This is a genomic window from Olivibacter jilunii, assembly GCF_900607235.1.
GTDB classification, from domain to species: Bacteria; Bacteroidota; Bacteroidia; order Sphingobacteriales; family Sphingobacteriaceae; genus Olivibacter; species Olivibacter oleidegradans.
The window spans coordinates 393,469-409,089 of record NZ_LR027852.1 but is presented as its reverse complement, the minus strand read 5'-3'; the positions used below and the strand labels follow the sequence as shown (position 1 = coordinate 409,089).

Annotated in this window: 9 protein-coding genes; 1 reads left to right on the top strand and 8 read right to left on the bottom strand. The window is 42.9% G+C overall.

The genetic code is table 11. The features are described 5' to 3' along the window. Positions 1-18: 18 nt before the first annotated feature. Complete coding sequence (locus tag E0E36_RS28205) at positions 19-150, bottom strand: hypothetical protein (RefSeq protein ID WP_256377660.1); 132 nt, start codon at positions 148-150, stop codon at positions 19-21. Between the two features lie 496 nt (positions 151-646). Here E0E36_RS28205 and E0E36_RS17895 point away from each other — a divergent pair, with 496 nt between their 5' ends. Beyond that, entirely contained in the window at positions 647-4,696 is a 4,050-nt protein-coding gene (locus E0E36_RS17895) for a hybrid sensor histidine kinase/response regulator transcription factor (RefSeq protein WP_130857154.1), read from the top strand. Between the two features lie 54 nt (positions 4,697-4,750). Here E0E36_RS17895 and E0E36_RS17890 read toward each other — a convergent pair whose 3' ends face one another. The 7 genes from E0E36_RS17890 to E0E36_RS17860 form a co-directional block, all read right to left on the bottom strand. Continuing rightward, positions 4,751-6,289: a SusD/RagB family nutrient-binding outer membrane lipoprotein gene (locus tag E0E36_RS17890; protein WP_013665914.1), complete on the bottom strand. Its 1,539-nt coding sequence runs from the start codon at positions 6,287-6,289 to the stop codon at positions 4,751-4,753. 5 nt (positions 6,290-6,294) lie between these two features. Continuing rightward, on the bottom strand, positions 6,295-9,495 hold the full coding sequence (locus tag E0E36_RS17885) for a SusC/RagA family TonB-linked outer membrane protein (RefSeq protein ID WP_013665913.1): 3,201 nt from the start codon (positions 9,493-9,495) through the stop codon (positions 6,295-6,297). A gap of 196 nt (positions 9,496-9,691) precedes the next feature. After that, the gene (locus E0E36_RS17880) at positions 9,692-10,546 is read right to left on the bottom strand and encodes a fumarylacetoacetate hydrolase family protein (protein WP_130857153.1); all 855 of its coding nucleotides are present in this window, start codon (positions 10,544-10,546) and stop codon (positions 9,692-9,694) included. 129 nt (positions 10,547-10,675) lie between these two features. Then, positions 10,676-12,187 carry an aldehyde dehydrogenase (NADP(+)) gene (locus E0E36_RS17875; protein ID WP_130857152.1) on the bottom strand — a complete coding sequence of 504 codons (1,512 nt, stop codon included), beginning with the start codon at positions 12,185-12,187 and terminating at the stop codon, positions 10,676-10,678. 21 nt (positions 12,188-12,208) lie between these two features. Next, positions 12,209-13,489, bottom strand: a complete 1,281-nt coding sequence (locus E0E36_RS17870) for a mandelate racemase/muconate lactonizing enzyme family protein (protein WP_041387356.1) — start codon at positions 13,487-13,489, stop codon at positions 12,209-12,211. Positions 13,490-13,519: 30 nt separating this feature from the next. Then, entirely contained in the window at positions 13,520-14,473 is a 954-nt protein-coding gene (locus tag E0E36_RS17865; RefSeq protein WP_130857151.1) for an RraA family protein, read from the bottom strand. 23 nt (positions 14,474-14,496) lie between these two features. Next, positions 14,497-15,603: a bile acid:sodium symporter family protein gene (locus E0E36_RS17860; RefSeq protein ID WP_130857150.1), complete on the bottom strand. Its 1,107-nt coding sequence runs from the start codon at positions 15,601-15,603 to the stop codon at positions 14,497-14,499. Positions 15,604-15,621: the final 18 nt, after the last annotated feature.

Below are 15,621 nucleotides of genomic sequence, written 5' to 3'. Positions count from 1 at the left end.
GTTTTGAAATCCTTATTATTAAACCACGCGGCCGCACCATTCAATTTTATAACCCGTGATGGGCAATATTACTGAATTGATCTCCTTTTTTTCTTTTAAAGAATGCCTCCCTAAAGAAGACGCACCATAACTTAGGTTAGATGCTTTCATACCTGTTTTGCCGATTTCTCTGTATTTCCATGGTTTATTAGATGGTTTAACTTACGTGAAAACAAATGTACTCATTGGATAGTAGGCAATGTGTGTTCATTTTCGATAAAAAATTGCACTTTATCGACATTTCCTTGGCCGTTTACTTAAAAAGGAAACTATCTGAATGAAAGAAGGATTAAACGGAATTTATTTTACTTAACATGGGTTATGCTGCACAAATATTCCAAAGGCTAGTACGTATATGCAACACCCCCTATAATAGATCACCATTCCTATTCAACATACTTACTATCATTTTAAACAAATTTACTCGCCCTTTAAATCTATCTTTATTAGCTTTGTTAGTACGATAATAGGAAGAATAGAAAACAAACCGGAGAAACTACCTTCCCACAAACTAGCGAATAAATAACCAATTATATAAATTTTCGGATCACACCTTGCTGACCGTTGGCGACAGCTTTCCGGGAAGTGCTAATAACCCTTTATTGTGATGAAAATCAAAAATTTAATTCTGCTTATATATATACTGATTACAGCGATAAACAATGTTGGAGCGCAATCGGGCAAATTATTTACAGTTGAATCCGGTTTATCCAGCAGCATGGTAACTGACATCCATCAATCCCGTAATGGATTTGTGTGGGTAGCTACAGAGGATGGATTAAATCGTTTCGATGGTGCTAAGAACACGTTGTACAGGGTCGACAAAAACGTACCCGGTTCGGTCTTAAGTGATATGGTAACGACATTAGGAGCAGACGCAACGGGTGTTATGTATGTGGGATACTTGAACGGACTGCAGTACTATCATGAAGCAAGTGATTCTTTCTTTACTGTACCACTTTGGACCGATAAAGGGAAACTTTCGGAGCCTCATGTAACATGTATTTTGCAACGGAAAAACGGACAATTATTGGTTGGTACCTCTGGTTACGGAATCTTTGAAATACATCGTAGTAAAAACGGTCAACCCTATGGTTTACGATTGATAAATTTTGAACCCAGCAATTTCATTGTCCGTCTTTTTGAAAACAACCGACAAGAGCTTTGGATTGCAACGGAAAATCGTGGACTATTCAAATTTTCCGGTCACGAAAGACAATGTTATTTCGCCAACAAAAAAGGTCAAAAAAATGTAGTTATGAGCATTTGTGAGGATAAATACGGTACACTATTGGTGGGTAAATTAAATGGTGGTCTACACCGCTACAATGAGTCAACCAATACATTTGATCAGATTCCTTCATCCGACCTATCAAACTCGACCGTTTTAGATCTTTATGTGGGAGCAGATAATCACATCTATGTAGGAACAGAGGGCTATGGAATGAAAATCTATCATCCGGAAACAAATACCTTGATTGATCTAAATCCGGCGTTCACAACGTTTAGTCTTTCTACTACTAAGACGAATGCTATCTTGGAAGACCAAGCAGGCAATCTATGGATAGGCGTCTCTCAGAAAGGTGTGTTTTTTTTACATAGATATAAAAACCGATTCAGCTACATAGGAAGCCGTTCCAGCAAACAAGATTTCATTGGCGATCATGCGGTCACATCCATGCTTGAGGAACGATCAGGACGATTATGGGTAGGAACCGATCGCGATGGTTTATATCTATTAGACCGCAACCGTACGAAAAGTACACGGTATAAAGCCATCAGCCAGTGCCAACCTCCTTCGTCTATTATGGCGATATTTGAAGACAGCGACGGCGATTTTTGGTTAGGTGGAAGTAAGGAAGGGCTTATCAATTTAAATCGCCGAACCGGTATTTGCCGAGCGATACCCGGATTAACGGATAAAAATGGGGATCATGTGGAGCTGATTCACAGCATTTGTGAAGATAAACGGCGCCGATTGTGGATCGGAAGTATGGGTGCAGGATTGTTTTGCCTGGAAAAAAAATCCGGTGCTATAAAAAACCTCTGCTTCGTCAAGTCTAAAACTCCCTATCTAGGAAAAGGTTATCTGCCCAACAACTGGATCAATTGCTTACTTATTGCGCCATCAGACAAGTTATATATTGGTACCTATGACGGATTGGCCTGTTTAGATCTCAGTGATGAAAGCTTTATTTCCACTTTCGGCACCGACAAGCTCTTTGCCGGTAGTGTCGTATATTCATTGTTGGATGATCAACGAGGTAATTTATGGGTCGGAACTTCAAAGGGCCTAATGCGTTTAGATATGGAGACCGGAAAAACTCGCCACTATCAGATTGACCATGGACTCCCTAGTAATACCGTTTATGCGATTGAAATAGACTCACAAGGTAATCTCTGGTTAAGCACAAATCGTGGATTAGCCAAAATGGACATCCACGATAACCGTTTCATCAATTTCTATTCAGATGACGGGCTGCAAGGCAATGAATTTACAAGAGGGGCCTCCTTACGTTCTACAGCTGGAGAGTTATATTTTGGTGGAATAAACGGTATATCTTATTTCAATCCGTTGGAAATTGAGGTGCGCCCAAAATCACTGTCTGTCAATATTGTAGATTTTTACATCCATGACAAAGCAGTAAAAAAAGGGATGAAATCGGGTAGATACCAAATAATTGATACAGTGATTACAAAGGCTACGGTATTTAATTTAGCACATAACGACAACTCTTTCACCGTTGAGTTTTCAACCATGGATTTCAGCCAGTCCGAACGCGTACAATTTGAATATCAGATAAATGATAATGATTGGATCACACTGAGACCAGGCTTGAATCGTGTTACTTTTGACCACTTAGAAACAGGTAAACATCTCTTGCGCTATCGAGCAAAAGTTAATGAAACTTATTCACCTATACAGCAAGCTCAAATTATAATAAATCCAGTGTGGTTTCTATCTTTTCCTGCTAAAATCCTGTACGCATTGTTCACCATACTTAGTGCCTTGTGGATTTTTAAAACGTTGCAAAATCGGCAACGGTTTAAAAAACAAATGTTGGCCCATCGTCATGCCGAAGAAATCAATGAGGCAAAACTTCAGTTTTTCATACATATTGCACACGAAATCAGAACTCCTTTAACATTAGTTATAAACCCGCTAAAGAAACTTTTAGCCCGAACAGAGGTGAGCAATCATGATGGTCTGTATCGGATTATCGACCATAATATTCAAAGGATGTTGGACCTGGTCAACCAACTAATGGATATTCGAAAAATTGAAAACGGTCAAATGAATTTAAACATTACCCGTGTGGAAATGGTCGGTTTTGTTAAATCTGTATCTTCCTTATTCAATGAGGAATTTACAATTAAAGGGATAAAATTTCAAGTATTCAATCAGTCTAATAAGATATATGCGCAAGTTGACACGCGCAATTTTGATAAAGTGTTGATTAACCTCCTATCAAATGCTTGTAAATTTACACCGAATGATGGCAAAATCCGAATGACTATAACAAAAAAACATAGCGCTGTGCCGGATATACCATCAATGCTTCGCATTGAGATCGCTGACTCAGGTCAGCTATTAAACGATGATGAATTTGAACGTATCTTCAACTGCTTCTATCAAGCGGAAAATTCAAAAACTTATCAGGGATATAGTACGGGCATCGGATTGCACTTAACACGGCAGCTGGTGGAAATGCATAAAGGGAGTATCCGTGTAGAAAACATCGCGGATTGGGGTTATGCCTTTGTCATTGAAATCCCACTCGATTCGGATCAAGAAAGTACCGTACATATTAAAGAACATACGCCTGGCAATCGCCCACAACCATTTGTATTAACTTCGCCCTTCGGAAAAAGAAGAAAGATAGCTAAAACTGCTAAACGGATCCTTGTTGTAGATGATGATATTGATATCCGTGAGTTTTTGAGACGAGAGCTTTCTCCGGCTTATTTGGTTAACACCTATGCCAATGGCGAAGACGCTTATAAAAGTATGTTAAATGCGGTTCCTGACTTGGTAATCAGCGATGTTATGATGCCTATTATGGATGGAATGATCCTTTGCAAAAAAATACGTGAAAATCCGCTGACGCATCATGTACCGATTGTACTTCTGACAGCAAAAGGCGAAGACAATCACCAATTACAGGGTTTGGGACTGGGGGCAGACCTCTATATCGTTAAACCATTTAATATGGATGTTCTGACTGAAAACATTAAGAGTTTACTTAGAAACCGGGAGATTGTTCGTGTTAATGAACGTGAGGCACATTTGCAAGGCACCTATATTTCAAAAGTCAATCTGAAGAGCTCGGATGAGAAATTATTAGAGAAAGTGCACCAACTAATTGAAGAGCACATCGCTAATCCTTCTTTAAGTGTGGAAATGATTGCATCTGAAATTGGCATTAGCCGAGTGCACCTACATCGAAAATTGAAAGAACTTACACATTTAACAACCAAAGACCTGATAAAAAGCATCCGTCTGAAACAGGCAGCCGCTTTACTAAGCTCTAAAAAACTAACGGTATCTGAAGTAGCCTATGCCGTTGGATACAACGATGTTAATAGTTTCTCGCTTGCCTTTAAGACGCTTTATGGCCTCGTACCCAAGGAGTTTGCCATGCAGAAAAATACGTAATATGTAACGTCATCAGACTTCGCATAAACGCTGCAAGTCTGATGACGTATATTTTTATTCGATGTCCCAGAATACGCGAACCGATAAATTATCGCCTCCCATGGCAGCAACCGCAGCTTGATAATTCGTTGGATTCTCTGACATTTCATCGTCTGGATAAGCCATGCGCCTTACAAAACCACCGTTAAGGTTATTATTATATCGATTAGGTGTCAATGCTGGAAAACCACTCCTTCGAAAGTTTGCAAAGGATTCGGTTCCATTTCCTATATTGGAGATCCAATATTGCGTATTGATAAGTTCCAATGCATTAGCTGTGTTAAATACAACTTGCGGATGATTAATATAGCTCTCCTTTTCCTGCTCGCTAATCGCGTTATCAGGTGTGTTTGGATAGAGCGACCACTGATCCATGCTGGCACGAATCCCTTCTTCATAATAGGCTTGTGCCGAACCATTTATCCAATTACGATGGGCCGCTTCGGCCATCAACAATTTTGTTTGCGAATGCGTGATATAAAAAAGAGGCGCGAATGGATTGCCGATAATAGCATAATTAAGCTGTGAATAATTAAAGCCTGTACCTGCCCGACCACGGAAATTTGGATGTTGAGCCACGTTATTTTGATCATAACCGACAGGAAATCCGAACTGGTTAGCAAGCGTTACGTCGGGTACCGAACTAAGTACGGCATTCGGGTCCGCATATTTACCCGCAATATACTTAGCGCGGGGATCTTCGGTGGACTTTAATTGATTGACGAAGGGTTCCGCCAAGTAATAATAGTAGGCATTCACAACCGGCCCATCGTTAAGTGTACTGTTGTAGGCATTTGTAAAGACCATATAGGCATCATCCTCATTCGATTGCATCACACCACCATCAACCGCCTCTTGCACGATTGAGCGGGCTTTTTCCGGATCAACTTTTGTATAGCGCATTCCAAGTCGCAACAATAACGAGTTTCCCAAACGTTGCCATTTTGCAACTTGTGCTGCAGCTGAGCCCGTGGCTCCATAGAAAAAATCTTCAGTAACGTAATCAGCTGCCGGGTCCATACTCGCAATAGCGGATTTCAATTCATTATAAAGGTCTTCATAGATTGCCCTGTCGTCATCGTAAATTGGGTAAAAAATAATCTGCTGATAGGCTTTTCCGGCCTCGCTATATGGTACATCCCCATAAGTATCCACCAAGGTCATAAATACATAAGCTTTCCATATGCGCATCATGCTCATCAAATTGACTCGCGCTGGCATCTCTTGCGCTATTTGAATGGCTTCAACTAACAATTTAACCGCATTCTCATAACAACTATTCCACTTTGGGATATTGAAATTGTTATTGTCTTCATTGAAATTGAAACCTGCTGTGGCGCCCAGGTTATATGCATTCACAAACTGTTGAACAATGGTTTGCTCGCCTTCCCAAGCGCCAACATGAGTTAACCTTTCGGCATTGGAAAACAACAGGGCCGGATCGATATTGGTTACTCCATATTCGTTGGTATTTACTGTTTCAAAATTCTTATCGCACCCGCTTAACGCCCAACATATCGTTCCTAAAAGGGTTAAATATTTTATCTTTTTCATGATGGTTAGAATATAATGTTTAAGTTGAAAGCATAATTTCGTGTCGTGGGCACGGTTGCTTGCTCATACCCCACTCGATTGTCGCCCGAAGAGGCGAACGCCTCGGGATCATAGTCTGGTAAGTCCTTATATAAAAGTGCGACATTTCGACACGAAGCCGTCAACGTAAGACCTTTGATGAAACCGAATTTATTTTTCACATAGTCACTTAAGTTATAGGTTAGCGCAATGTTTCTGAACTTAATAAAGTCAGATTTGAAAATAAAAGGATCTGCAATCTGTAGGTTGCGATAATCCGTATAAAAGTCTTGAGGGTTAACTGCAATTGTATTTTTTTCGCCATTCCGGTACACACCATCAAATACAACACCATTTTCGCCTTCGCGGCGACCAATCAGTGATGCCTTGGTGTGCCCTTGTCGCAAGCCGTTCAAGGCGCTTGAGGACAAAACCTTTCCTCCCGCTTTGAAATCGAAGTGCATGGAAAGACTCAGGTTCTTATAGGTAAAGGTGTTGGTCCAACCACCAACCCATTTTGGAAGGGCGCTTCCAAAATTTACAACCGGTCCCTGAAGCAGACGTCCGTTATCATTCAAAAGTATTTCCCCATTTTCGTTTCTTAGATAGGTATTGGCTGACAGCTGATTCAAGGGTAATCCTACCTCATACACCAAGGCTCCAATAAATTCATTTCCTTCGAAACGTTGAGCTACAAATCGGTCAGTACCGGGAGCGATAGACAGCACCTTCGTAGTATTTAATGATGCGTTGAAGGAACTTGTCCATCGGAAATTATCCCGCTTCACAGGGATTACTTCTAACATAAACTCCATACCCCGATTTTGCAGCGAACCGACATTTTGCTGCGTATCTGTATAACCTGAGGCATTCGAAATTTGTACGGGTAAAATCTGATCGGTTGTCACTTTTTCATAAGCAGCGATATCAAAACTTAACCGGCTATCAAAGAACCTCAACTCAAGACCAAGTTCTCGTTCTTCGACACTGAAAGGTCTCAATAACGCATTCGGCGAGCGCGTACCTAATATGGTACCCAATGTCCTTCCATGTAACTGATTAGGTAATATATCATAAAAAAGATGGTTGGAAAAAGGAGGGATTCCATTAGCACTACCTACTTGGGCCCATGATCCTCTTAGCTTACCATAAGAAAGCCACGACTGCTCCTTCATTAGTTCAGAAAAAATGAAACTACCGGATACCGATGGATAAAACTCGCTGTTCGCCTCTGGGTTCAACACGGAAAACCAATCCTGCCGACCTGTCAAATTAACGTATAGCATGCCTTTATACCCGAATTCTGCAAATGCGTAGAGCGAATTGGTTTGATCACGAAAGATGGTATAGTTATTAATCGTTTTATTAATGCCGTTTTGAATAGAATAGAGGTCCCTAACCGTAAAATCCTCTACTTCATCAATAAAAGTTCCGACATCGCGTTTAAAAATATTTCCCCCGACGCTTAAATCAATTGAAAAATCGCCGAATTCCTTACTTGCACCTACAAGAAAGTCTGTATTTATTTCGGTACCTTTCGCCTGCTCAATATGATACATCCCATTAAAACCTGGTCCTTGCCCGTTATTGTTAAATGGTGTAGAAGTTCCTCTTCCGGTAGGCGTATTAAATTCAAGCTTAGAAACGGAATAATCGTAATTATATCTTCCTTGCACATATAACCAATCCATAACATCATATCGCAAGGTTGCTGTTCCGAGAAAGCGATCCCGATCGTTTAGGATAAACTCCCTGCCTTTGGCAAAATAGGGGTTCAATAAGGTGCCTTGAAATCCGGACGTCTGTCGCTCGGTTCCATTTTCGGCAACTGCGCTCTCCCGAAAGGCTGCAAGCGGGATAGATGTAGACATTCGGGTGAGAAAGTTGGGTGCTCCCGGCCCCTGTGCCCCGACTTGTGGTGGATTCTCATTATTCTCTTTTGTGTAATTCGCGTTGAAGGAGAAATGCAGCTTTTTAGTTAGATCGTGATTTAGACCCAAATTGAAGATGCGTTTCGTATACCGATTATCGGGTGCGGGGGTAATGCCTTTTGCGCCTGAATTGGAAAAAGATGCTCTGAAATTACCTTTATCACTCCCCCCTGACAACGCAACGGTATTAGTGAACACTGTACCATCCCTGTAGAACTCCTTGATGCGATTTGGGTTTGGTGCGTACGGACGCATAACCCCATCAAAATTGACAATTGGCTCTCCGTCCATCCTACTCCCCCAGCCTAACATACCTGTTGAAATAGCGCTACCCACATCCGTAGGTCGCTGTCCACCCTGTCCCTGGCCGAATTCCTGTTGAAAATCAGTAAAGTCCAACACGCTATTAACCGTGAAATTTGACGTATATTCGATACCTATCCCTTGATCACGTTGACCATTTTTCGTGGTAATAATAATTGCACCGTTAGCAGCTCGAGAGCCGTATATCGCTGCAGCCGTAGCACCTTTCAAGACAGTCATACTTTCAATATCGTCCGGGTTAATCTGCTGCATGTTATCGCCGAGATCGTAAGCTGGTTGCCATCCGTTCGAACTACGGGCTCCCTGATCCATCGGTAGTCCATTGATCACAATGAGAGGAGAGTTTGCAGCACCCGCAAACGCTGATTGCCCCCGTAAGCGTATTTTAGTACTGGATCCGGCACCGGCAGCTGGCGGAGATATATCCAATCCAGCAACCTTGCCTTCCAAAGACTCCATTACATTGACTGTTCTGTTCTGTAGCAAATCCTGGCGTTTAACCGTCTCCGCCGAATAACCTAGTTTCTTTGATTCTTTCTTAATCCCAAGCGCTGTAACGACAACCTCCTCCATGCTCCTTGATTCGGCGGTTAATTGTATGTTAACTACCATTTGGTTCTGCAGCGTTAATTCCCGTGGCTGGTATCCGATCAATGAAAACACCAAAATATCGCCATTGGATGCGTTGATACTGAAATTGCCATTTGCATTGGTCGCCGTTGCGGTTCGGGTGCCCTTAACCTGTACGGTAACTCCTTCCAAGGGTGTACTTTCAGAATCCCTTACCTGACCGCGTACCGGTTTTTCTTGTCCCTGCAAAAAGGCAGGAATAATTCCCATCATGCCCACCATGGTGAGCACCTTGAGAAAAACCGACACCCTATCCCCTATAGGAAGTCGGTTTCTTTGTTTAATGTTACTGTTATTCATCATTTTTAAATTGGTTTATAATATTGTGGAGGTTTAACCTAGAAGGACAAACAAAAAGAGGAGATCCTTTAAGATTGATTCAATGAGGTTTATGCTTTGCTAATTACGGAGGCAGGTGGTCGTTTTATTAAGTATCGTTTTGACACTTATAAAATCAGAAACCACGAATTGCCTAAGTAAAATAATAAGATACTATGTGCTAAACGGATGGGTTATACGCAACCGTATTACGCAACGTTCCAATCGGTTCAATTGTAATAAGAATTTCGTCTTCCGGAAGTAGTGTAAAATCACTTGGGGGCACTAAACAGGTACCTGTCATGAGAAAACTGCCGTCCTTGAATGTAGATTCCCTGTAAAGATAGGACACGAGCTCTGTCAAGGGGCGTTTTATTCGGCTTATTGCCACCGAATCGCGGAACATCAGTTTTCCTTCCCTTAAGATATCCATTTCGATTAATGTACCAGGGTCTAACGGTGAAGCAGGAATATACAGACAAGGCCCCAGTGCAGCACTTCGGTCATAAACCTTTGCCTGTGGCAGGTACAGAGCATTTTCTCCCTCAATGCTACGCGAGCTCATATCATTCCCAACAGTGTAACCTTCTATAGTTCCATATGAATTAATGAACAAGGTCAGTTCGGGTTCGGGAACGTTCCATACGGAGTCCTTCCTGATACTGACAGCTCCCTTATGTCCGGAGACTTTGTGTGGGAAGGCTTTAAAAAACAGCTCAGGTCGTTCGGCATGATATACCCGATCATACAGGTCGGCCCCACCGGAATCCTTCGCTTCTTCCATCCTTGCTTCCATACTTCTTAAATAAGTGACACCCGCTGCCCAGACTTCCTGCGAACCTATTGGCGGCAAAACACCTTCCTCCAATAAGTTTTTAGCCTTTCCTTCTGCTATTGCGGGTGCGGTGTTAAGCTGTGATTTCAAATAGCCATAGAGATTCTGTCTATTGATCAACTGATCCCAGTTGCCAGGTATGACATGATAACTATTGTCTACCTTCAATATGTTTTCTGTTTTCGTTTTATAGAGGTTCATATGTAAATATTTATCTTTAAAGGCCATACCTGCCTACCGGCAGGCAGGTGGAATATCCACTTTATTTTCGCCGGTATTCGAGTAAGCTGTGCCACATGGATATTTCATAAGCAATACGTGTTATCAACATTAAATGTCGGCTTTCGTTAGCTGTCCGTTTACATGGCGCCAAATAGACTCCAGGTTTTTGTTTTGCAACGCTGTCGGCAACAAAGATTGCGGATAATTTTGATAGGAAACAGGCCGTGTAAACCGGTAAATTGCCTGTGTGCCAACCGAGGTACTCCGGCCGTCCGTGGTGGCTGGAAATGGCCCCCCGTGTACCATAGCATGGCACACTTCCACACCCGTTGGAGCACCATTGATAATCAGTCGGCCAGCCTTTTGTTCCAACACCTGAAAAAGTCTATTAAAGTTTTTGGTATCCTCCTCCGTGCACCATACGCTAACTGTTAGCTGTCCGCTTAACGAAGCGGCAATTTGTAGAAATTCTTCTTCGTTTGCTGCAATTACCAATATGGATGCCGGGCCAAAGTACTCCTTGCTGAATAAAGCCTGCGAAAGGAAATTGCTACCACTGACTTGGACCGCAGTTGGCACCGGTTGTTCGGTATCCGTTACTTCTGCGTTTCCACCAGCAAGTACAAAAGCTCCTTTTGCAGCTTTCAACTGTGCTATACCCTCGCAATAAGCTTGATAAATGCCAGCACTCAACATACGATGCAACGATTGTCCTTGAAGCTCCTCAGCATAAAATTTCAAAAATTTCGCCGTATCTTCCGAATCAATCAACACGAGCAATCCGGGATTCGTACAAAATTGCCCAGCTCCAAGCAGATTGGATGCGGCCAGCATCGCCGCTGTTTTTTCACCCTGTTCAGCTAATCGACCCGGTAATAGAAACACAGGATTAATACTACTCATTTCTGCGTAAACAGGGATCGGAGCAGCGCGGCGCGTAGCAGCTTCGTATAAAGCCATACCACCTGTATAAGAACCCGTGAAACCGACTGCTTTGACTGAAGGATGGCTCACGATCTTTATTCCAATAGCTTGCGATGTAAGCCATAAAGAGGCAAAAACACCGTCAGGCATTCCTGTCTTATGTGCTGCTTTTGCGATACATGCAGCGGTTAGCTGCGCGGTTTGCGGTTGATTTGGATGAACTTTATAGAGCACCGGGCAACCGGCAGCCAGTGACGAGATCGTGTCGCCACCTGCTACTGAGAATGCGAAAGGAAAATTACTTGCCCCGTAAACGCAAACCGGTCCTAGCGGAACCTGCATCTGTCGAATATCCGGTTTTGCAACAGGCGTCCTATCGGGAATAGCCGTATCGATAATAGCATTGACCCAAGATCCTTCTTTTAGCAGATCTGCAAACAGCTGAATTTGAAATAAGGTCCGATCCAATTCACCGTGGAGCCTAACCTCAGGAAGATGAGATTCCCGACTACAGGTTTCTATTAACTTCTCGCGGTCATTAGCAAGTTCTATGGCGATCTGTCGAAGGAAACCCTCTCTCGACTGATTTGACAAACATCGGTAAACCTCAAATGCGGAAGCCGCTTTTTCGATATCCTGTTCTACTGCTGCCCAGTCCTTTGGTCTGTAATGATTAACAGCATCTAATGTATCCATAATACAATCGGTTTTTTTATACTAAGTAAAAAAGGGATAATCGGGCGTGGCATATTTTTTCATCCCTTCCTCGTTGATATCTACACCGATACCGGGAACCTCCCGAAGTTTGATAAAGCCATCTTCTACCATCGATCCGTCAAAAGTGACAATATCCTTAAACATTGGGTCGGTATGAAAGTAGCTCTGCCATTCCAAAATCATAAAATTCGGTACCGATGCGCAGACATGGCATGAGGCCATTGCCCCCAAGAAAGACGCCACCATATGCGGAGCAAATGGAACGTAATAAAGATTGGCCAAGTTAGCAATTCGTTGACCTTCTCCAAGCCCCCCTGCTTTTTGAAGGTCCGGCATAATGATATCCGCTGCACCCAGCTCAAGTAAGCGCCTAAAACCATAAGCCAGATAGAGATTTTCACCCGCACAGATAGGAGTCGATGTACTATCGGCAATAAGCTTATAAGCCTCCGCATTTTCGGCAGGTATAGGCTCTTCCAGCCACATGAGATTTAAATGTTCCAAACGTTTTGCCACTTGCTGCCCGGTAACCAAATCGTAACGTCCATGCATATCACAGCAGATATCAATATCCGGACCAACAGCTTCACGAGCCGCGGTCACCTGATCGACCATACGTTGTAACTCTTTAGGACTAGCTGTCCAGTTATACTGATCGTATTTATTGGGATCATTTCCTTGATCAAGATCAAATTTAATCGCTGTGAAACCCATTTCTTTAGCTTTGGAAGCTGCGTTCGCAAAATCTTGCGGTGTTGGTAAATTTTGCTGGTAAAGCGCCGTATCGCAATACACACGTATTTTATCTCGGAATTTGCCACCAAGCAATTGATATACCGGCACGCCGAGCGCCTTTCCAGTAATGTCCCAGAGTGCCGTTTCAATGGCAGATAAAACAGCGATGTACATCCCTGCCTGAGCACCCTGAAAGATGCCTGATTTCCGCAGATCCTCAAAAATCCTGTGTACATTAAGTGGGTTTTTCCCAACGAGTCTGCGCTCGAGCAATTTTACGAAATGATAGGTCCCTGGCACCGCATCAACCCCTTCTCCGCAACCATAAATACCTTGATCCGTCTTTATTTTGACAAAAAGCCCGGAACCATACCTTATAAAGGCGCATGCTACTCCGGTAATTTTAAGGGAGGAGGGCGCCGATTCTCTTGACGATCGTTCCGCCGATTGCAGGAGTGCACTTCCGAAAGTATCCGATAAAGGGCTTAAGGCAGCTCCCATTACCATGGCTTTTTTAAAAAAAGCTCTTCTTGTTTTATTTGACATCGTTATTTAAAATTAAGGTGAATAAGGCGCCTACCAAGTGCGCTGTTTGAGTAGTTCATTTATCTGTTCTTTAGGTACGGGAAGTTTATCAGCATTCGCATCAAGCCACTGCCAAAAATCCTTTTCTATTTCGTCCGACCAACGCGTATCAATCTCACCAGGGGTATATTTCTGCTCGCGTAAGCGTTGATGACCAAACATATCACGTAAACGAACCACTTCAGAAGTACGGACAACCTTCTCGGCCAAGTGGGGTGGAATAAATATAACTCCTCCATCCCTACCCAGCACCACATCTCCAGGCATAACGGTTGCTTTACCAATCCGAGTAGGTATGTTTATTCCCACTAAGGTGGTATTTAATCGCCCCTTTGGATCATTAAGGTGATGAGAAGGGTGATATGATCGGTAGAATGAGGTAAAAGCACCGATCTCTTTTAAACCTCCGATATCACGTAGCGCGCCATCATACACTACACCATTTCCGGTTTTTGCATAAATGGAGTTACCTAAGTTGTCTCCTACTGTTGGGCCATCAATATGGGCACCAAATTGATCAACCACATACACATCTCGCTTAGTAAGTAGGTCTATTGTCCAGGAGTTTTGCGATTTTATCCGACCATCCTGATTATGTCCACGTTCATCAATCGCACGATGGATATCCGGTCGTCCCGGAACAAAAACGGCAGTCACCGCTCTACCAACCAACACGCTATCCGGATTGATGCTCAACCAACCGTCCTCGTACTGGTAGTTATAGTTTTCATTGCGTAATACAGCCCAAGCTTCTTCTAGGGTAACCAATTTCATGCGATCTAAAAGTTCGTCGGAAACTTTTGGACGTCCGTCCTCAAAACGCTCGCCTTGCCATTCCGGTGTTAAAAAGATTAGTTCCCCTTTGCTGATTTGCTGTCCAAAGATGGAATGTCCCTGAAAGATGCTCACACAAACTGTCAGTATTAATATGCTAAAGTGCTTCATAAACTGTTTTGTTTAAAGGTTTGTTATTGATTGTCAATTTCGGTACGCCGATTCTTCAGGGGGCGTGAACGCCACCATAAGGCAAGTGACGAGCCCGTAATATTCATAATTGGTGAGAATACGGCAGATGCTAAGCCAACCGTAGATAACTTACCCATTGCCAAGGCTAAACTCGACCCTAAGCCCGCATTTTGCAAACCAACTTCGATTGCAATTGTGCGACAGTCCTTTTCATCCATCCGCAACAAACGCGCAAGCCAATAACCAAGCACATACCCGCTCGTGTTATGCAAGAGCATCGCCAACACCAAGGCAGGCCCGACAATCAACAGGTCCTTTTGGCCAGCAGCGGTAATCACAATGATGATCAGTGCAATACCAGCCATGGATAATACAGGCATAATATCATCTAACCACTTCGCTTTCCCGTGTAGAAATCGATTAAATAACAATCCAGCCAATACAGGTATGATGACAATTTTGGTAATATCCCAAGCCATATCCCAAAAATCAATCGATACATACTGCCCCGCAAGCAACTGCATAAATAAGGGTGTCATTAGGGGCGCCAACAGCGTCGAGACAGCGGTGAGCGTCACGGAAAGCGCGAGGTTTGCGCGCGCTAAATAGGTCATCACATTAGAAGCTAATCCGTTTGGACAGCTGCCAATCAAAATGATTCCGGCCGCTATTTCTGCGGGGAAATTGAAGATACGGGTAATGGCAAAAGCTACCGGGGGCATTACCATGTAATGACATAGTACTCCTACAATTACACCTTTAGGCATTTTAACAACACCGACAAAGTCTTTTACACTCAACCCTGTCCCCATTCCAAACATAATAATCTGCATGAGCGGCACGATAAGCGCTGAAAGACGAAAATCTCCTACACGGATAAAAAATTGCGGATAATACATCGATACGCTCACTGCAGCAAATATCATTACGGTAAAAGAATAGCCTTTTAACAAGGAATAATAACGCAGTCCAAAAGCGACTGAGAGAAAAAAACCCATCAGCAGCCAGCCGCCGAAGCTATGAGACCCTTTCAGGGTTGCAATAAGAAATGCTGATAGGAAGAGACATCCTATAATAAAGAACACGATGGGTATGCCTTTTTTTGTCATGTGATTTTAATTGATTGT